The following is a 20,257-nucleotide window of genomic DNA, read 5'->3' on the forward strand; positions in this document are numbered from 1 at the left end:
ACTTTATTTTCATTAATGTAAACCAGCTGTTCGTATGCTCAGACACGAAATTCCTTGAATTTCGGCTTCGCATATACTCACAGCTTTCGCTTCGGGACGCAAGCAAAGCAGTTTGCTTGCTCAAAGCTTCGCTTTGCCCTTGCTCACTTAAATCTTAACTCCAATAACCAATGACTAATGACTATTGACTGACGACTCCTCATCCCTTTCCCCTCTTTTGCGAGGAGTTAATATAACAGGTGTTCCCTCAAGGTCAAAATTTTCTCTTAGTTTATTTATAAGATATCTTTTGTAACTAAAATGAAGTCCTTCAGGTCTATTCATAATTAGAGCAATTTTTGGTGGTTTTGTTTCATATTGTGTTGCAAATAGTATATTTACTGGTTTGCCATAATATGATGGAATTGCATGTCTTTGAGTTGCCTCTTTTATAATTTTATTTAATTTAGAAGTTGGTATCCAACTTGAATAGTTTTTATAAACTTTTAGTATTAAATCATATATTTTGTCAACTCTTTTTTTTGTTTTTGCACTAACTGTTATCACTGGGGCAAAATTTAAAAATCTAAATCTATCTCTAACTTTTTTTATAGCCTCTTCATAGCTCATTTTAGCTTCATCCCATTTATTTAAAACGATTATGCATCCAAGATTGTATCTATCTACAAGTCCTGCAATTTTTTCATCTTGTTCGCTAAATCCTTCGCTTGCATCAAGTACGACCAAAGCTATATCGCTTCTTTGAAGCATTTTTTCTGTTCTGTTGAGCGCAAATTTTTCTAATCCTTTAATTTTTCCTCTTCGTCTAATACCTGCAGTATCAACAAATGTAATAACTTTATCTTTATATAGATATGTTTCATCAACTACATCAATAGTAGTCCCTGCAACGTCACTAACAATAGAGCGCTCTTCTTTCAAAAGAGCATTTAAAAGTGAGCTTTTCCCAACATTTACTCTCCCAATTATTGCAACATTTATCTCATTTGATTCCTCTTCTTTTTTCTCTTCAATTTCTTCTAAAAAAGAGTCAATATCAAGTTCCTCATCCTCTTCTATAACTAAAAATTCTTTTTTTGGAAGTCTTGATTCTATCCAATCAATCAGTTTTTTAACTTTTCTATTATGAGAAACTGAAATAGGAAAAATATTTTGAGTACCGAAAGAGTAAAACTCCCAAACATTCTCTTCTAATTTGTCATTATCTATTTTATTAACAACTAAAGCAACATCTTTATTAAGTTTTAAAAGATCTAAAAAAATTTTTTTGTCTTCATCATCAGGGAGTTTTTGTCCATCAACCATATAAAGAACAATATCTGCTTCTTTTGCAGCTTCCAAAGCTTTTTCTTTTACTTTATTGAAAAGTTCATCTCTGTCTTCAAGTCCACCAGTATCAATTAAAATAGCCTCTTTTTCTCCAATTTTTATAGGCTTTTTTTTAATATCCCTTGTGGTACCGGCCACTTCGCTTGTTATAGCAACTCTTTGTTTTAAGAGTCTATTAAATAGAGAGCTTTTTCCAACATTTGGTTTTCCTAAAATTACAATTTTTTTCATTTTTCCTCTATTTTAGGTAATTTTTCTACATAAATTGATTGACTTGGAAATGCAAATTCAGCTCCAGCTTTTTCTACAATATCCATTATTTTTAGATTAATATCTTCTTTAATTTCTAAATATTTTTGCCAGTTTGCAGTATTTGTAAAACAGTATATAAATATACTCAAACTGCTATCTTCAAAATTGTCAAAATTTACAATAATTGTACTATTTTTGTCAATTTGAGGATGAGATTTTAGCAAATTTCTAATATTTTTAAGTATATCATCCATCTGTGATTTAGTAGTAGAATAGGTAACGCCTATTCTCATTTTTATACGTCTAATATCTCTTCTTGAAAAGTTTTCAATAGGGTTATTTGCAACAATTTGATTTGGAACTGTTACAAGCGATTTTTCAAAAGTTCTTACCTTTATTGTTCTAAGCCCTATATCTTCAACTGTTCCTTCAACATCTCCAACTTTTATCCAATCATCAATTTTTAATGATTTATCAGCTAATATAGTTAATCCTCCAAAAAGATTTGATGCTGTATCTTTTGCAGCTAATGCAAATGCCAAACCACCAAGACCAAGTGAAGCGATAAATGCACTAACATTTATATTCCATTCTTGAAGTATTGCAACTAGACCTACTGCAAAAATAAAGATTTTTAAAGTTTTTATAAAAAAGTTTCCAATTTCTCTGTATAACTCTTTTCCAAATTTTTTAGCAAAATTATAAATAGAGCCTTCTAGTACGGCTATCGCATCATAAAAGAGCCAAAAAATAGTCAAAATTATCATAGATCTTACAATTTTATCTACTATTTCATTTTCAAGATCCATTACTACAACTGCCAAATAAAAACCAACAATTATAAAAGAAAATTTTAAAGGGTCTTCAACTATTGCTAAAACAGCATCATCAACATGAGTTTTAGTTTTTGAAGCCATTTTTTTAAGCATTTTTAAAATGATTAATGCAAATAGCTTTCTAAAAAATAGAAAAAGTAAAAATATTCCAAGAGCAGCAGCAAATTTATATAAAGGAATATTAAAAAATGTATTTGTTTTTAAAAAAGAGAAAGTATTTTCTTTAAATTTATAAAAAATAGTTTTTGTCTTTCCAAACTCTTTTTCTATAAAAAAATCTATGCCTTTTTTGATTCCATCTTTTAAAAATATATTCTCTTTTGATAAATTATTTGCTAATGTATCTATCTCTTTTAATAGTTCAAAAACTTTTTCATCTCTATTTTTTAATAGATAAAAAAACTTATTTAATTTTAGTTCAATTTTTGTGATAAGATATGAATCTTTTAAATTTTTTACTCTTTTAATCTCTTTTTCTATGTTTTTAACATATTTTTCTTTTTCAAGTATTTCCCATCGCTCTTTTTGAGCATTTAATTTTTTTATTTTTTTATCTAATAAAATTATTTTTTTATCTATATCTTTTATTTGTTTATCTAAATTTTTTATATTAAATTTTATTTTTTTTAAATGTGGGTACAGATTGCTAAGCCATGTATAAAAGTTTTTTTCTATATAATCTATATCTTTTTTATATTTTTCTATTTTTTTATAATAATATGCATATTCAAGTTGCAAAGTTAAAACATTTGTTGCATTTTCATCAAGGTTTGATAACTCTTTTTCAATATCATCGAGTTGCTCTTGCAAAACATCTAAAGATATTTTGTGTTTTTGAGCATCAGCATATTTTTTTGCAACTTTTATAAAAGTATCAATAAAATCTTTTTGATTTTTGATAGCAATTTTTTCTAGGTCTAAAGGTTTTATTTTTTCTTTTGAAATATTTAATATTTTATAAATTATTGTTTTTTGAAGATTTGATTGAGGGTCATTTTTAGATTGTAAATCTTTCAATATGTTTTTAAAGATAGTAGTTGCATTTTTATCTTTAATAAAGGATTCATTAATTTGAGCAGAAAATAAAATAGAGCAAAATAGAGTAAAAACTAATAATATTTTTTTCAATTTTTCACCTTTTCTTCACAAATAGTTGATATAATTGCTTAAATTTTATCTAAAAAACGATTAAAGAAAGGTATTTTAATGAAGTATTTTCTTTTTATTTTAATATTTATAGTCTCTTTGCATTCTGAGATTATAAAAGCAAAATATGATGTGTCTTATGGACTATTTGGTAAAGTAGGCAAATCAGAAGCAATTTTAGTAAAAAAAGAAAATAGATACAAAATTGAAATAAGTGCAAAAGCTGAAGGCTTAGCAAAAATATTAAGTAATAATAGAAAAGAGTCTTATATTAGTGAAGGAATTATTGAAAATGGCAGACTTGTTCCTTTAGTCTATAAAAAAGTTAGACAATCAAGTAAAAAAAAGGATATAAAAATTTACAAATTTGATCATAAAAATAGAAAGATTTATGTGCATGTTGAGAGATATAAAAATGGAAAATTAGATAAAAGGAAAGATGAAACATTAAAATATTATGCAAAAGATGATCTGTTATCTTTATATTTTAATATTAATAAATATATCGATTTTAAAAAAAGCGGAAAAAAAAGATATACATTTTATGCAGTTGGAGGAAATAGAAAAGATGGGAAAATTGATATTGAAATACCTTCTGGACATACACTTAAAGAGTTAAAAGAACTATTAAATGAGGATGGAAAGTATTTGGTTGTAACTATATATCAAAAAATTTTTGCATCAAAAGAGGGAAAATTATATATAGTAATGAATGATAATGGTTTTACTAAAAAAGCAATGCTTAAAGATGTTATTTTATTTGGTGATATTGTAGGAAAGTTGAAAAGACTGGAAGTTAGAGAATAAGTAGTGGAGTTAGAAAGTTTGAAAGTCATTGGTCATTAAGTCATTAGTCATTAGTATAAAATAGTGATAGCCAAAAACTAATTCCTAATTGAATGTTCTGAAAATTACCAAATTTCACTCAGGCGAGTTGAAATTTTTAGTTAACTAACGCTTAAAAATTTTATTAAAAAGTGCAAACGCAAGCGCCCTTACGGGTGAGTGCACTTTTTTGGCCTAAAGGCCAACATAAAATTTTTAAGCTAAAATTTCAAAGTCTTCGTTCAATTTGTAATTTTTCAGAGGTTTTAATTACCAATGCCAAATATTTAATGTCTAATATCTAATATCTAATGTCCAATGACTAACGACTATTATCAAAAAAGGGGGAGTGTGTTAAAAAGAGTTGAAATAGGCATATGGTATATGCTTTTTGCATCGCTTTTATTTGCTGGTATGGGAGTATTTGCTAAGTTACTTAGCCAAAAATTGCCATCTTTGGAGGTTGTATTTTTTAGAAATATTTTTGGTGTTATTTTTGTAGGTTTCTCTTTGTTTATAAAACCAATGAAGCATAAAGGAGGAAAACCACTACTTCTTTTATTTAGAGGTTTAATGGGATTTTTGGCGCTTTTATTTTTTTTTTATGATATTGCTCATATTCCTTTAGGTGAAGCGATGACATACTCAAAAACTTCTCCTATTTTTACTGCTCTATTTGCATTTTTGTTTTTAAAAGAGGCTCTGGGCAAAAGAGGGTGGATTGCACTATTTATTGGTTTTATTGGGATAATATTTATAACTGATCCTTTTTACACTCCTTTTGATAAATATGATCTTTTAGGAATTTTAAGTGGTATTGGCGCAGCTTTAGCGTATACAAGTGTAAAGGAGTTGAAAAAATATTATGATACAAGAGCAATAGTACTATCTTTTATGGGTGTAGGCACTATAGGACCTATTATTTTAATGGCAATTTCAGAATATATAAATATAAAAGAGCTTGATTTTATGTTTAGCCAATTTGTAATGCCAAATGGATATATGTGGATATATATTTTTTTTATGGGTCTTTTTGCAACTTTAGCTCAAATATATATGACAAAAGCATATGGTGCAAGTAAAGCTGGAATTGTTGGAACCATCAGTTATTCGAATATAATTTTTTCTATTATTTTAGGTGTAATTTTTTTAGGGGACTCTTTCCCAGAATTTATAAAGATTTTGGGTATAATCTTAATAATAATTAGTGGAATTTTAGTAGCTAGGAGATAATAATGGCAGCTTTGGACCTGTTGGAAAAATATACATATGAAGATTATAAAAAATGGGAAGGTAGATGGGAATTAATTGATGGTATTGCTTATTCTATGAGTCCTGCGCCATATCCAAAACATCAAGAGATTGTATTAAAAATAGCAAAAGAGTTAGATGAAAATTTAGATTGTGAAGGATGTAAAGTATATATTTCCCCAATTGATTGGGTAATAAATGATGAAAATGTTGTTCAGCCGGATGTTTTAGTTACTTGTGAAAATATAGATGATGAAACTAAGTTTTTGACTCAAACTCCAAAATTGATTGTTGAAGTTTTGTCACTATCTACAGCTTTAAAAGATTTGACTACAAAATTTAGTTTATATGAAAAACAAAAAGTTAAATATTATGTTGTAATCAACCCAACAACAGAAGAGTTGGAAATTTTTGAGATTGAAAATGATAAATATAAGATGATTAAAAAATTTAAAAGTGAAGGTGTTTTTGAGTTTTTTTGGGATAATTGTAAAACAAAAATAGATTTTAAAAAGGTTTTTAAATGATTTTAATTGCAGGTCCATGTGTAATAGAAAGTAGTGAGCAGTTAGAGAAAATTGCAAAAGAGTTAAGAGAATATCATGAAAATCCAAAAATTGATTTTTATTTTAAAGCAAGTTTTGATAAGGCTAATAGAACAAGTTTAGATAGTTATAGAGGACCAGGTCTTGAAAAAGGTCTTGAAATGCTATCCGATATAAAAGAGAGATTTGGATATAAGATATTAACAGATGTTCATGAAACATATCAAATAAAGCCAGTTAGTGAAGTTGCAGATGTTATACAAATACCAGCCTTTTTATGTAGGCAAACTGACCTATTAGTTGAAGCTGCAAAAACAGATAGAGTAATTAATATTAAAAAGGGCCAATTTATGAACCCTGAAGATATGAAATATAGTGTTTTAAAAGTTTTAAAAACAAGAGATAAAAATATAAATGAAGCAACATATGAGATAAGCAGAAAAAATGGAGTTTGGTTAACTGAGAGAGGTACAACTTTTGGATATGGAAATTTAGTTGTTGATATGAGAAGTTTAGTTATTATGAGAAAATTTGCTCCTGTAATTTTTGATGCAACTCATTCAGTGCAGATGCCAGGAGGAGCAGGAGGAAAAAGTAGCGGAAAAAGAGAGTTTGTAGCTCCACTAAGTAGAGCTGCAGCGGCAGTTGGTGTCGATGGATATTTTTTTGAGACACATTTCAATCCAGATATTGCATTGAGTGATGGACCAAATATGCTAAAAATAGAGTCTTTAAAAAAAGTAGTTAAAGATATAGAAAAAATTGGAGAATGTCTTGAGTATTAGTAAAATAAGAGGCTATTTTTATAAAGTAGCTAAATACTTAGGAGATATTCAAGCAATTCAAAAAGCATTGAAAAAAGGTGATTTAAGACCTATAATAACAAGAATATTAAGAAGGATTTATGGTAAAATCGCTTCAAAAGGTATGGGAAAGATAAAATAATTTAAAAATAATAAAAAATAGGAGAATATATGAATATAATAGAAGGAAAATTAAGATTAAGTGGCGAAGAGAGAGTTGCGATAATTGCTAGCAGATTTAATCATATTATAACTGATAGACTTGTTGAGGGAGCTAAAGACGCTTTTTTAAGACATGGAGGAAATGAGGATAATCTTGATTTAATACTTGTTCCTGGAGCTTTTGAACTTCCTTTTGCTTTAGATAAGATACTAAAAGAGGGTGATTATAGTGGCGTATGCTGTTTAGGTGCTATTATAAGAGGTTCAACTCCACATTTTGATTATGTTGCTGCTGAAGCTACAAAAGGTATAGCAAATACTACTCTAAAATATCAAAAGCCGGTTACATTTGGTGTTTTGACAACTGATACAATAGAACAAGCTATTGAGAGAGCCGGAAGTAAAGCTGGAAATAAAGGTTTTGAAGCTATGACTGGTTTGATTGAACTTATTGATCTATATAAAAATTTTGATTAGATATTGGTAAATTAGGGATTTGGAATTAGGATTTTTGGATGAGTGGTTGACTGGTTGAGTGGGACTATTTGGGAATTTAGAATTCTTGTCCCCTGTTACTAATTACGATTCACGATTTACGAATTACGAATTACGAAAACGAAAGGAAAAAATGGCAACTAGACATCAAGCAAGAGAAGCAGTTGTGGGATTATTGTATGCATATGATCTTGGAAATCCTGAAATAAAAAAATTTGCAGAGAGTATTTTAGAAGAGAAAAAGATAAGAAACAAACAGAGAGAATTTGCGCTAAATCTTTTTAAAGGTACAGTTGAAAATCTTGAAAAAATAGATGAAGAGATAAAAAAGCATCTTGAATCTTGGGATATTGAAAGAGTAGGGCATATAGAAAAAGCGATCCTTAGACTTGGAGTATATGAGCTACTGTTTACTGATTTAGATAAAGCAATAGCTATAAATGAAGCAATAGAGCTAGCCAAAAAGCTTGGTACTGATCAATCACCAAAATTTATAAATGGTGTTTTAGATGCAATAGCTAAGGAGAGGTAGGGAAGCGGGATAGTGGAATAGGTGGTAAGGTGGTAAGGAAAGCTGCCAATTCCCAATTCCCAATGCCAAATGTCTAATCACGATTCACGAATTACGAATCACGATTTACTGAAAAAGGTAAAAAATGGAAGCTATAAAGCTTGAAAATTATACATATGAAGATTATTTAAAGATAAGTAAATCTACAGAAAAAAGAGTAGAGCTTATTTTTGGAAAAATATATATGATGGCAGGAGCTAGTGCAAAGCATCAAGATGTTGTATTAAATATTGCTATAACTTTGCGTAATGAAAGTGAGTGTAAACCCCGAGTGGCTCCTTATGATTTGAAACTTAAATGCAGTTTTGATGCAAATATAGAATCAACAAATGTAGTGCAACCAGATATTATGCTTTTTTGTGAAGATATAAATCTTCCTTGTGCCATTTTTGAAGTATTGAGTCCCTCAACTGCTTCAAAAGATAAAACAGATAAGCTATCTTTATATGAGTGCGCGGGTATTAAAGAGTATTTTATTGTAGAGCCTGAATATAAAGTAGTTGAGAGATTTATATTAAAAGATAATAAATATCAATTTGCAGGAAATTTTACACAATCTATGAAAATGCCAATTGATTGTATAGGAAAAGAGGTAGATGTAGCCTATTTTTTTGAAGGAGTAGAATGAGATTATCAAAAAAAGATGCTCTTGATTTAATACAAAATGCAGACTTAAAAGAGCTAGGCCAAATGGCGCTTGCAAAAAAAAGAGAGCTTCATCCAAAAAAGATTACAACTTTTATAGTAGATAGAAATATTAATTATACAAATGTTTGTTGGGTTGATTGTAATTTTTGTGCATTTTATAGACATGCAAAAGAGGATGATGCATATATATTAAGTTATGAAGAGATTGATAAAAAAATAGATGAGCTTTTAGAAATTGGAGGTACTCAAATACTTTTTCAAGGTGGTGTTCATCCAAAATTAAAGATTGATTATTATGAAGATTTGGTTGAACATATTCATAAAAAATATCCACAAATTACTATCCATGGATTTAGTGCTGTTGAGATTGATTATATCTCAAAAGTCAGCAGAATTTCATATGAAGAGACCCTAATTAGACTTAAAGAGAAGGGCTTAAGTTCAATTCCTGGAGCCGGGGCTGAGATACTTAGTGATAGAGTAAGAGATATAATAAGTCCAAAAAAGCTTAGTTCTCAAGTTTGGCTTGATATACATAGAACTGCACATAAGATTGGGATGAAAACTACTGCAACAATGATGTACGGAACTGTTGAGAGTGATGAGGAGATTGTTGAGCATTGGGAAAAAATTAGAGATTTGCAAGATGAAACTGGCGGTTTTAGAGCTTTTATAATGTGGTCTTTTCAGCCATACAATACAAAACTTCAAAAAGAGGGTATTGTAAAATATAAAACCTCTTCAAATAGGTATTTAAGATTATTGGCTGTTAGCAGACTCTTTTTAGATAATTTTAAAAATATTCAATCCTCTTGGGTAACTCAAGGAAGCTATATAGGTCAACTTGCACTTTTGTTTGGTGCAAATGATTTAGGCTCAACAATGATGGAAGAAAATGTTGTAAAAGCTGCTGGTGCACAAAATAGAATGAATCAAGAGGAGATGATAAGACTTATAAAAGATGTAGGTGAGATTCCTGCAAAAAGAAATACTGCATATGAGATATTGGAAATTTATAGTTAAATAGGTTAGTATGGTTAGTGAGGTGAGTGAGAAAGTTAGAAAATGAGGGGATAAGGATTAAAGGTAGAAGGGTGAAGGGAAACTAATTCCCAATTCTTAATTACTAATGTCAAATGTCAAATGACCAATTTACTTATCACAATTCACGAATTACGAATTACGAAATACGATTCATGAAATTAAGAGGTAAAAAATGAAAAAATTGATACTGATTTTAATATTTATTCAAGGGGTTATTATGGGGGCAAAGCTTGATTTTGTAGAGATAAACAATACAAAAATTCCATTTATTTTTGAAAATGAGACAAATCTTCCTATTATATCTTTGCAAATCGTTTTTCAAAAAAGTGGAAGCATTGAAGATAAAAATCTTCCAGGACTTGCAAGATTTAGTGCAAGAATATTAAACCAAGGAACAAAAAAGCTTGGAAATGTGGGTTTTGCAAAGAAACTTGAAGAGAGAGCAATTCATTTTGGAGTAAGCACAGGTATTGAAACAATGGTTTTTGAGATGAGTGCATTAAAGAGCGAATTTAAAAAGGGCGCAAAACTTCTAAAAGAGCTTTTTGATGGACCAAATATCACTGAAGAAGCATATGAAAAAGTGAAAACAAACACTCTTGGAATGCTATTAAAAAAGGAGAGCGATTATGATTATATTGCAAGTGTAAATCTAAAAAAGATACTTTTTAAAAACACTCCTTTAGAAAATCCGAGTGATGGAACAATAGAGAGTATAAAAAAGATAAAACTTGAAGATATAAAAGATTTTATAAATAGACATATTGCATTAAAAAGAGCTATCATTGTTATGGGTGGCGATATTGAAATAGATGATGCAAAAAAATTAATAAAAGATATTTTGAAAGATATTCCAGTAGGTGAAATGGAAAAGCTTGGATTTTATAATGCAAGTGATAAAAAAGAAAATGTTATTATAAAAAAAGATACAAAACAATCATATATATATTTTGGTGCTCCTTTTTATATGAATATTGATGATGAAGAAAATTATATAGCAAGGGTAGCTTCATATATTTTAGGAGCAGGAGGATTTGGCAGCAGGCTTATGGAAGAGATTAGGGTAAAAAGAGGGCTTGCATATTCAGCTTATTCAAGAATGATAGTTAATAAATCGCATAGCTATTTTAGCGGCTATTTGCAAACAAAACTAGAATCTCAAGATGAGGCTATAAAAGTTGTAAAAGAGGTTATTAAAGATTTTGTAAAAAATGGGGCAACACAAAAAGAGCTTGACTCAGCTAAAAAATTTCTATTAGGAAGCGAGCCACTTAGAAATGAGACACTTTCTCAAAGACTCTCACGCGCATTTAATGAATATTATAGGGGTAAACCTTTAGGATATAGTAAAAAAGAGCTTGAGAAGATAGAAAAATTAAATCTAAAAGATTTAAACAGATTTATAAAATCTCATCCTGAAATTACAAACTTATCATTTTCAATTGTTACTAAGTAATGAATAGTTTAATTGAAGAAAAAGATTTAGAAAAATTTAAAAAATTAAAAATTTCAAATATTTTGGAGCTATCTATCATAGCTCCAATAAAATATTATGATTATCGACTAAAATCAAATATTATAGAAAATGAAGAGTCTCTTTTTTTTATTGATATTAAAAATCTTCAAAAAACGCCAAAATATTTAAAAATTGATTCATTTTGTATAAATTTAAATAGAAATATTGAACTACTATTTTTTAGGTATAACTCTTATCATTTAAAAGAGTTTTCAATAGGCAAAAAAATATATATTTTTGGGAAAATTCAAAAAAATTTTCACAAACTACAAATTATTCAGCCAAAAAAAGTAAACGAAAAGTATATAGGAGAGATTTTTCCTGTTTATAAAACAAATTTGAGAGCAGATATTTTTAAGAATCTGATAAAAAAATATATAAAAGAGGAAAATTTTTTAGATTACAAAATTCCTCAAAAATATGTAAAAAATATATTTTTACTTCATAATCCCAATGAAAATTTACTTCAATATTATTTTAGATACAAGAGTTTTCCAAAAGAGATAAATAATTCTCTAAAATTTATTGAGATTTATAATTATATGAATAAACTTGCAAAAAAGAAAAAAACAGTACCTTCTATAATGCAGTGCAATAAAGAGATAGATGGTTTTTTAAAAAATATACCCTTTAAGCTTACCCATGATCAGTTAAAAGCTATAAAAGATATTAAAAATGATTTATCAAAAAAAGTTGCTGCTAGAAGAGTAGTAATAGGTGATGTTGGAAGTGGAAAAAGTATGGTTATGTTTGCTACTGCATATTTAGCCTATCCAAATAGAGCTATTTTGATGGCTCCAACAACAATTTTAGCAAATCAGCTTTATGAAGAGGCTAAAAAATATCTGCCAAATTTAAAAATAGCTCTTGTTACCTCTTCCTCAAAAGAGAAAAATTTAGAAAATTTTGATTTTATTATAGGTACCCATGCTCTTTTATATAAAAATCTTCCAAAAGCTTGTGTAATCATGGTAGATGAGCAGCATAGATTTGGTACAAATCAAAGAGATTTGCTAAATAGATTGATTTCATCTAAAAATGGATCACCTCACTATTTTCAATTTTCGGCAACTCCTATACCAAGAACAAAAGCATTGATAGATTCAAGTTTAGTTGATTTTAGTTTTATAAAAGAGACTCCTTTTAAAAAAGATATAACTACAAAGGTTATATCAAAAGAGGATTTTAAAGATTTGATAGTGCATATAAAAAATGAGATAAACAAAAATCATCAAATATTGATAGTCTATCCATTGATAGAATCAAGTGAAAATTATAAATATAAATCATTAGAAGAGGCAGCATCTTTTTGGAGAAAATATTTCAAAAATGTATATATAACCCATGGAAAAGATAAAGATAAAGAGGAAATTTTACTCGAATTTAGAGATAAGGGAGATATATTACTTGCAACTACTGTTATAGAAGTTGGGATATCTTTGCCAAGATTATCTACAGTTGTTATTGTTGGAGCTGAGAATTTAGGGCTTGCTACACTTCATCAATTAAGAGGAAGAGTAAGTAGGACTGGAATAAAAGGGTATTGCTATTTATACACTGAGGATAAAGAAAATAAAAGATTAAATGAATTTAGCAAAATATCAAGTGGATTTGATATTGCTGAGCTTGATTTAAAATATAGGCAAAGTGGAGATATATTAAGTGGGACTGAGCAAAGTGGAAAAACTTTTAAATGGATTGATTTGAGTGAAGATAAAGAGATAATTGAAAGTGCAAAAAGATTGTTGATAAACAGTAATTAGTAGTAATAAATAGTGATGAGTGATCAGTTTATTTATTCCTGCTCACTGTTTACTGATCACTCATTACTCTATTAATAAAGTCCAAATCTTCCATCAGTTCTTTTATAAAGAACTCTAATTTTTCCATCTCTATCTTCAAAAACTATAAAATATTTATCACTATTTTTAAGATATTCTATCGCTTCTTCAATTTCTACTGGTTTGTCTATATCAAGATTGTGAGGAACTACCTCTTCACTATATTTTAAAGCTTCTTGAATCTCTTCTTCTAGCATAGGAGCTGCCATAATCTCTTCTAAAGAGATATTTTTATGACTTTTAACTTTATCAGCATATCTTCTAAGAACTTTACTTGCTCTATTAAGAGCTAAATCTATAGCAGCATATACATCTTTATCTCTTTGTTTTATAATGACATTTCCTTTTTTTGCTAAATGAATATCAAATTCTACTGTATAACCTTTCCAACCTTTTCTCTCGTCTGCAGAAACAGTTACATTAACTCCAGTTATATCAAGGTTATATTTTTTAAGGCTTTCTATTGCCTTGTTTATATAATCTTTTATGGTATCAGTTAAATCAAATGATTTTCCATAAATGTGAACATAATCCATTTATCCATCCTTATTTTAATTTTTTCAAATTTTAACAAAATAAGACTTAAGAAGCCTTAAGAGAGCGAAGGCAAAGCGAAGCTTTAGCAAAACAACTGCTTGTTTTGCGTACCTGAGCGATAGTTGTGAGTATATGCGAGTCCTAAATTTAAGAAATTTAGTGACGAGCATACGAACATCTGGTTTACCTTGAAGAAAATCGAGTGAGCGAAGCAAGCGAGGATTTTCGGTTAATTTTAGGTGAGTTAGGTGAGTAAGGTGAGTTAGAATTAAGAATTAAGATTTAAGAGCTAAGAGAGTAAGATTTAGTGATAATTTAAAAACTTAGCACTTAACTCTTAACACTAATTTCCAATGTCAAATGTCTTATGCCCTGTGTCAAATTAACCCACCACTGATTACTCATCGCTATCACGTATCAAGGTTTTTGTATTGTTCTTCTATGATATCTTATAGGTTCATCAGATTGAAGATTTGTAACAATTGTGTCAATAATAACGGTCCCATTAGAATCAGATGTTGCAATATTATTAGCTAATATATGATCAGAATCGCAAGGAAGATTGTTTCCAATATAATAGATACTAACATTTATATCATATTGAGGATTAGTTGAAACAGGGTATTTTATATTTATACTGTTTATACAACTATTTTTATTGTCATGTCCTTGTATAGCAAGTATTGCATATTCAGTAGCACTTTTTGCCAATAATTCTACCTGTTCTTTTAGATATATATCCCCTGTTTGCTTTGCAGTTTGAGTAGATAGTGATAGCATAACTACCATTAAAGTTGAAATAATAACTAAAATTATTATTGCCGTTATTAAACTAAAACTTTTTCTCATCAGTATATCACTTTCTCTTTGCAAAAAGATATATTAAAATCATTTGTAATTATTTTATAAACACAAAGTTTCATTCTTATAACTTGATCCACTTGTTTAAATTTGAATGTAGATACATTATCTAGAAGAAGGCTCTCTTTACCATTAATATAGGTTTCCCCAAGCCATGGCCTGTAATCATAATAAAAAGTAAGAGAATGATTATTTTTATCTGGAACAATTGCATATGCAGAATATGTTAAATAGTATTGTTCAAAAACAGTTTTATTTGTATCTTTATTAGTTCCATCAAATGCTAAAACATCATCAGAAATTGCATGTGCAGTATATATATCTTTTGCCTGTGAAGTGTTACCATCATAACCTTTATTCCATCCATAGCTATTTATAACATCAAAATCGATAGGGAGTGTTCTAAAAATTATTGCACATCCATTATTAGAACTATTTAAATCAATTAAATGATTAGTTTTTTCATATATTATATCTCTTGCTATTGATAGTTTACTTCCTAGTGTTTTTATCTGAGTTTTATTTGTTTCATTACTATCAAGATCTATAAAACCGCTCCATCCAGGATAATATATACTACTATTAGAATCTATACTACTCCAAGAACCTCTAAAGCTATCGTTATCATAGCCTATCCATTCAAGGATTTCATAACTGCTATTTGCATCATTTAATGGCTTGATATCTTGTTTATTTTCTAAATCTCTTGCAATAACAGATGGTTTAATTCTATATGATAATCTTTTTGCTATCTGTGTTAGAGTCAATTCAGTTTTTGTTTCAAGCTCATTTATAGCTCTTGTCATAATATATTGTTCATAAATTTTTGTTATTATTTGAGCACTTATTACTCCTATGATAGAAAGAATTACTATGACAAAGATTAATTCTATTAATGTAAATGCCTTTTTCACTAAAAATCCCTGCTTAATAGTTTATATTCGCCTATGTTTAAAGCATATGATCTAAAAACTGCGATTATATTATTGTTTAGTTTATCTATAACTTTTACTTCAATTAATTTTATATTTGTTGAAGCCCCAGCACTATTAATATCAAAAGTAAAATTTAAATTTTTTTGATTATATGCTGTTTTATCGTTCACATAATATACATTTGTTACTAAATCTATATCTTTAACATAGTCATAATTTGAATTTGAAACTATCGTCAATGATTTTGTTCCTATAAAATCATCAATATCATCACTATCATTTGTATCATTTCCTAAAACAGTTGAGGCATATAGTATAGTATTATAAAATTTTCTTCTATTAGTTCCTTTAAAGCTTCCTTTTCTCCAAGTTGTATTGGTTTCTCTATCTAGTTCATCATCACCATTTGTAACATCTAATATTGGAGATAATGTTATATTTAAATCTGTACTTTTTTCATCCCAATTATATGTAAGAATATTGCCAATTGTTGTAGCCCCAGCCAAAAGAGCTTCTTGATTTAAACTAAACTCATCACTCTTTGATACACTAGAAAGGATTACAGGAATTGTAGTCATGGCAAGACCTAAAACTATAATGGTGATAATAAGCTCTATCATTGTGGCAGCTTTTCTCACCATTCAATCCTTTTTTCATTTTCCTGGCTTATATTTACATCTACAACTTTTCCTGTATCACCGATTCCTGCCCAGTCACCCGTTTTTGTAAATTCTATATAGTAATGGTTAGTTTTTGCATTAGAATCAAATTTATTATAAATTAGCCAAGATGATGCGTTTATATCCATTCTATCTTTATAAGGGTAAGTTGAACCTGTGTAAGTATGATCCCAAATTTCTATTCCATTAGATACTGCGCTGTTTTGAACAGTATTTATTTTTCCGTGTTCAGCTGAAATATTATATATTTGACCAGCAGAGTTTACATGTACTGGATTAATATACCAGTAGATATCATCAACGCTCTCTTTTGGATTTGTTCCTAAAATATGAGCAGGGTCAGATAAATTTTCATCATATACTTCAAAATAAATATTTGCACTTAAAAAATTTCCTTGAGTTTTATAATCTGGCGCATGAACTCTTGCAAAATAAAAAGTTGCGTTTTGGTCGTTTGTCCTATCAAAATCTGAGCCAAAGGTTGGACCTGTGGTTTCTCTTACTGTGATATTAAAATCATTTTTATTTATTATAAAAGGATTATCAGGTATGCTGAGATTTCTATCAAAATTGAATTTAACTGTAATATTTGCTGTTCCTGATGAAAAATTTCCCTCTGTTGTTTTAAATGTTGCATATCCGTTATTAATAGTTAAAATATTTGAAGTTGTATCATCATCAAAAAATTTTATTCTTTGTATAGCTGTTGACCAAGTTAAATTTTTATCATTTATCAAGCGAACAGTATAGTTTATATCTTTAGCAAAACATCCCGCAGTATAATTTGTTGCAGTTGCGTTATTATCTAATATAGCTGTAATAGCAAAATCAAGATCCGCACTCATATTTCCGTCATTAGAGATATATGTAAAATTACCATTGTTAAAATTTTTCAATGTAAGATTATTGTCAAACTCTTTAGGAACAAATTTAAAAGTTTTGCTTCCTTTTATAAGACATCCAATTTTTCCATTTACTGAAATATTACTATCACTATTGGCAATACAGTCTATTGAGCCATCACTTTTTGTTTGTTGGTCTACTTGTGTCCATTCATTATCAGATATAGTTATATTTATATCTCCAACATTGTTATATCTAAAATAAGTAGGATCATTTGACTTTCCATCATTAAATGCAATGCTTGTCGAAAACATTTCTGTTGAATCTGGTAAGGTACATCCAGGAGGTTTGATAAGAGTTATTGTTCCATTTTTATCAATGCTATTATCAATAGTTTGATTATATCCTGTTGTATTTTCATCTAAATTGTATTTTGTAGCATTAACTTCAAGATTATAAAATCGCCCACCTATTAATGGCGAAGCATTCATATCCATAGAGAACCTGTCTGGGCGAATTGCAAAATTGTCTCTTGCACATACATAAAATGGATGATAATCCATTAAACATTCAGCACATCCATATTGATGATCATAAGGAGTATCACCTACGCCATGATTATTTGGTAAACAAGGTCCACCAAAGTCTGTTCTACATGGATTGCCAGGAAATACTAAATCTAATTGATTTCCACTGTCTAAACAAGCTGGTACGCCTGGAAGATTTGAACTCATATTACTAACATCTGCACAAACTACACCACTATCATGAACAACTTTACTCCAATCCATATATTTAATTCTAAATGTTGCATTTTTATGAGCTATTGGTATAGTTACATTCGATAAAGTTTGAATAGAAGTTTGAGTATTTGGATTACTATCTCCAAAAAATATAGCATAATCTTTTCCAGGTAATCTATACAATAAATTTGCATTAACACATGAATTATTATCTTGATTGATTGAACTTGCATCTACAATATCAAAAAAGACAACCCCACTTGTAGGAGATAGTGTAATTTTATCATCATCTAAATGTAAAACTTTTACATTAAAAGGCTTATTTGCTATTTGGGTATATAAAGAATTTTTTGAATCATTGCTATCTTCGGGATCAATATTTCCACTAAAATTTTCATTTACTACATTAAATGTACCTAAAGCTGGTCTATACGGTAGAATAGTATTATTAAAATCAACACATTTAGGCAATGGACCATCAAATGTAAAGGTTTGTCCTGCGATATTAAATACATAAAAGGCCTTATAATCTAAAGAAATAGGTTGATCTGTTTGAATAGTAAAATTATAATCTAAATATGCTATATGATCAGGATTTGAAGAATAGGGTTTAAAAAGTGTTGATGTTGTTCCTTCCCCTAAAGGTCCAATTGAGAGATTATTATCATCAAAAGTTACATTTACACCATTGATTGTTTGATTATCATCAAAACTTTCATAATCATTCCAATCTACATCTTTTACTTTTGTGCTATTTTGCACATATTTTGTTGTATTTTCATCAAAAATTTTTATAACTTTTACATTTTCAGCTGTTTCGTTATCATCATTTCTTATCAACAAATGGGCTCTTATCATATCACCAACTTGTACATTGGAAGATGCATTTAGTTCATTATTATTTTGATCATAAAGAGTCTCTTCATAACATATTTTTGGCTGATATAATTGAATTGAAATACCATACATAGATAAAAATACCCTATCATCTTTAGAAGTAACAGTTATTGTAGTTTCAGTTTGTCCGTTACCAAATATAGAGCTTACATCAAATTCATCAATGTCTGTTCCTAATGTATTATTAAAATTTGGATTTCTATCAGTAACATATACTCCATCTCTACTAATTGTACCGTTAATTACATTGTTTTGTGGATTAATACTATTTTGAAGCTTAATCGGATTACTATTTATATCAGTAATAGTGATTTCATCTTCCAGTCCATTATCTGATTCGTTGGCAAAAAATATAAAATTTGCTTCTACATCACCACTTTGAGGGGTATAAAAACCTGATAATGTAGAAGAAACACTTTCTTGATAAACATCAGTATGATAGTTATAAACACCAATTAAACCATCATATATTGTGATATTTTTGAAAGAATAATTAGAGTTTTTGACAACTACAACCAAAGACCAACCAGCACCTCTATTATATCCTTCAGATGATTGTAAATCTGCTACATAATAATCGCCTGAAGAAGTTATTAGTTCTGTTACTGGAGCCATGCAAGCATAGTCCCATACATCATCACTAGAGTCATAATACCAGTTAAATTTTTCTTTACTACAATTTATATCAACATATCCATTTGATGTTGGTGTTTTAAATTTTACTATGTTAGCATTAGAGACCTTAGCATCGCTATTTGGATTACTTGTAGATATTCTTGCTTGCCAAAAGAGTCCAGCCCAAATAACCTCATCATCAGGATTTAAGGTTAATGTAGCCATAGAGGAGTTTAAATATGATGATGCATCGCTATCTACATTAGCATAATATTGATATACTGAGTTATTCGTTGCACTGCTTCCTGGGTCTTGACATTGGGCATTTCGGTTTGTTTTATAGCAAATATTATGATTTCCTATTACTTTTAATATTCCATTAATATTTGTTTGATATGCTATATCAAAATCTCTAGGGTTATTTTCACTTTTATCTAAATTATCTGTAAATTCAACATGTAACTCATAATCTCCAATTCCATAATATTCACCCCACCTTGACCAATTAAAGCTTGATATTTTAATATAATAAATTCCAGCTTGAACATTTTTTTCTATATAAAAATTATAATATTCTCCACTATCATCATCAGTTGCAATAGTATTGCATGAACTATCTTTTAGTTCTCCATAAGTATCAACTCTATCATTAGTTGGCCAAGTAGTATAAACTTTCAATGTTCCATTAGTTGGAATATTAATTTTTAAAACATCAATATCATCATCAGGATCTATTCTTCCATCTATAGTAGTATTAATATCTATACTAATAGAAGAAGGACAAGAATTTGGGTAATCTGGTGATTCTGCATATAATAAAGTTATTAAGAAAAGAATTATAGTTAATATAAATTTTATAAATTTCATTTTTAAACCTTTGGA

18 protein-coding genes are annotated in these 20,257 nt (G+C 28.7%); 11 read left to right on the plus strand and 7 right to left on the minus strand.

All coding sequences use genetic code 11. The features are described from left to right. Positions 1-174: 174 nt before the first annotated feature. The gene (gene der / locus QML81_RS05535; protein WP_281950422.1) at positions 175-1,560 is read right to left on the minus strand and encodes a ribosome biogenesis GTPase Der; all 1,386 of its coding nucleotides are present in this window, start codon (positions 1,558-1,560) and stop codon (positions 175-177) included. Further along, positions 1,557-3,545, minus strand: a complete 1,989-nt coding sequence (locus tag QML81_RS05540) for a mechanosensitive ion channel domain-containing protein (protein ID WP_281950423.1) — start codon at positions 3,543-3,545, stop codon at positions 1,557-1,559. The genes der and QML81_RS05540 overlap by 4 nt, the downstream gene beginning before the upstream one ends. Before the next feature lie 78 nt (positions 3,546-3,623). On the opposite strand from QML81_RS05540, the gene QML81_RS05545 reads away from it, so the two are divergent. The 11 genes from QML81_RS05545 (at position 3,624) to recG (ending at position 13,186) form a co-directional block, all read left to right on the plus strand. Beyond that, complete coding sequence (locus QML81_RS05545) at positions 3,624-4,370, plus strand: DUF3108 domain-containing protein (protein WP_281950424.1); 747 nt, start codon at positions 3,624-3,626, stop codon at positions 4,368-4,370. Positions 4,371-4,739: 369 nt separating this feature from the next. After that, positions 4,740-5,621 carry a DMT family transporter gene (locus QML81_RS05550; protein ID WP_281950425.1) on the plus strand — a complete coding sequence of 294 codons (882 nt, stop codon included), beginning with the start codon at positions 4,740-4,742 and terminating at the stop codon, positions 5,619-5,621. 2 nt (positions 5,622-5,623) lie between these two features. Then, positions 5,624-6,166, plus strand: a complete 543-nt coding sequence (locus QML81_RS05555; protein ID WP_281950426.1) for a Uma2 family endonuclease — start codon at positions 5,624-5,626, stop codon at positions 6,164-6,166. Further along, positions 6,163-6,969 (plus strand): 3-deoxy-8-phosphooctulonate synthase, encoded by an 807-nt coding sequence (gene kdsA / locus QML81_RS05560; protein WP_281950427.1) that lies wholly within the window; start codon positions 6,163-6,165, stop codon positions 6,967-6,969. The genes QML81_RS05555 and kdsA overlap by 4 nt, the downstream gene beginning before the upstream one ends. Next, a complete protein-coding gene (locus tag QML81_RS05565) occupies positions 6,959-7,129 on the plus strand; it encodes a hypothetical protein (protein WP_281950428.1) in 171 nt (56 codons plus the stop codon). Before kdsA ends, QML81_RS05565 begins: the two co-directional genes overlap by 11 nt. A gap of 29 nt (positions 7,130-7,158) precedes the next feature. Beyond that, complete coding sequence (gene ribH, locus QML81_RS05570) at positions 7,159-7,626, plus strand: 6,7-dimethyl-8-ribityllumazine synthase (protein ID WP_281950429.1); 468 nt, start codon at positions 7,159-7,161, stop codon at positions 7,624-7,626. 151 nt (positions 7,627-7,777) lie between these two features. Continuing rightward, positions 7,778-8,176, plus strand: coding sequence for a transcription antitermination factor NusB (nusB, locus tag QML81_RS05575; protein WP_281950430.1), 399 nt, complete (start codon positions 7,778-7,780; stop codon positions 8,174-8,176). Between the two features lie 124 nt (positions 8,177-8,300). Next, positions 8,301-8,843, plus strand: coding sequence for a Uma2 family endonuclease (locus QML81_RS05580; RefSeq protein ID WP_281950431.1), 543 nt, complete (start codon positions 8,301-8,303; stop codon positions 8,841-8,843). Continuing rightward, positions 8,840-9,886, plus strand: coding sequence for a dehypoxanthine futalosine cyclase (locus QML81_RS05585; RefSeq protein ID WP_281950432.1), 1,047 nt, complete (start codon positions 8,840-8,842; stop codon positions 9,884-9,886). The genes QML81_RS05580 and QML81_RS05585 overlap by 4 nt, the downstream gene beginning before the upstream one ends. 193 nt (positions 9,887-10,079) lie before the next feature. Further along, the gene (locus QML81_RS05590; RefSeq protein ID WP_281950433.1) at positions 10,080-11,363 is read left to right on the plus strand and encodes a M16 family metallopeptidase; all 1,284 of its coding nucleotides are present in this window, start codon (positions 10,080-10,082) and stop codon (positions 11,361-11,363) included. Further along, entirely contained in the window at positions 11,363-13,186 is a 1,824-nt protein-coding gene (gene recG / locus QML81_RS05595) for an ATP-dependent DNA helicase RecG (protein WP_281950434.1), read from the plus strand. Before QML81_RS05590 ends, recG begins: the two co-directional genes overlap by 1 nt. Positions 13,187-13,257: 71 nt before the next feature. Here the strand turns inward: recG and hpf are convergent, their stop codons facing one another. From hpf to QML81_RS05620, 5 genes are all read right to left on the minus strand, one after another. Next, complete coding sequence (gene hpf, locus QML81_RS05600) at positions 13,258-13,800, minus strand: ribosome hibernation-promoting factor, HPF/YfiA family (protein ID WP_281950435.1); 543 nt, start codon at positions 13,798-13,800, stop codon at positions 13,258-13,260. Between the two features lie 418 nt (positions 13,801-14,218). Beyond that, entirely contained in the window at positions 14,219-14,650 is a 432-nt protein-coding gene (locus tag QML81_RS05605; RefSeq protein ID WP_281950436.1) for a hypothetical protein, read from the minus strand. Next, on the minus strand, positions 14,650-15,576 hold the full coding sequence (locus QML81_RS05610; RefSeq protein WP_281950437.1) for a type II secretion system protein: 927 nt from the start codon (positions 15,574-15,576) through the stop codon (positions 14,650-14,652). The genes QML81_RS05605 and QML81_RS05610 overlap by 1 nt, the downstream gene beginning before the upstream one ends. Continuing rightward, on the minus strand, positions 15,576-16,235 hold the full coding sequence (locus QML81_RS05615) for a hypothetical protein (protein ID WP_281950438.1): 660 nt from the start codon (positions 16,233-16,235) through the stop codon (positions 15,576-15,578). The genes QML81_RS05610 and QML81_RS05615 overlap by 1 nt, the downstream gene beginning before the upstream one ends. Beyond that, positions 16,232-20,242, minus strand: coding sequence for a hypothetical protein (locus QML81_RS05620; RefSeq protein ID WP_281950439.1), 4,011 nt, complete (start codon positions 20,240-20,242; stop codon positions 16,232-16,234). Before QML81_RS05620 ends, QML81_RS05615 begins: the two co-directional genes overlap by 4 nt. Positions 20,243-20,257 lie beyond the last annotated feature (15 nt).

It is taken from the genome of Nitrosophilus kaiyonis, assembly GCF_027943725.1.
Taxonomy (GTDB): domain Bacteria; phylum Campylobacterota; class Campylobacteria; order Campylobacterales; family Nitratiruptoraceae; genus Nitrosophilus_A; species Nitrosophilus_A kaiyonis.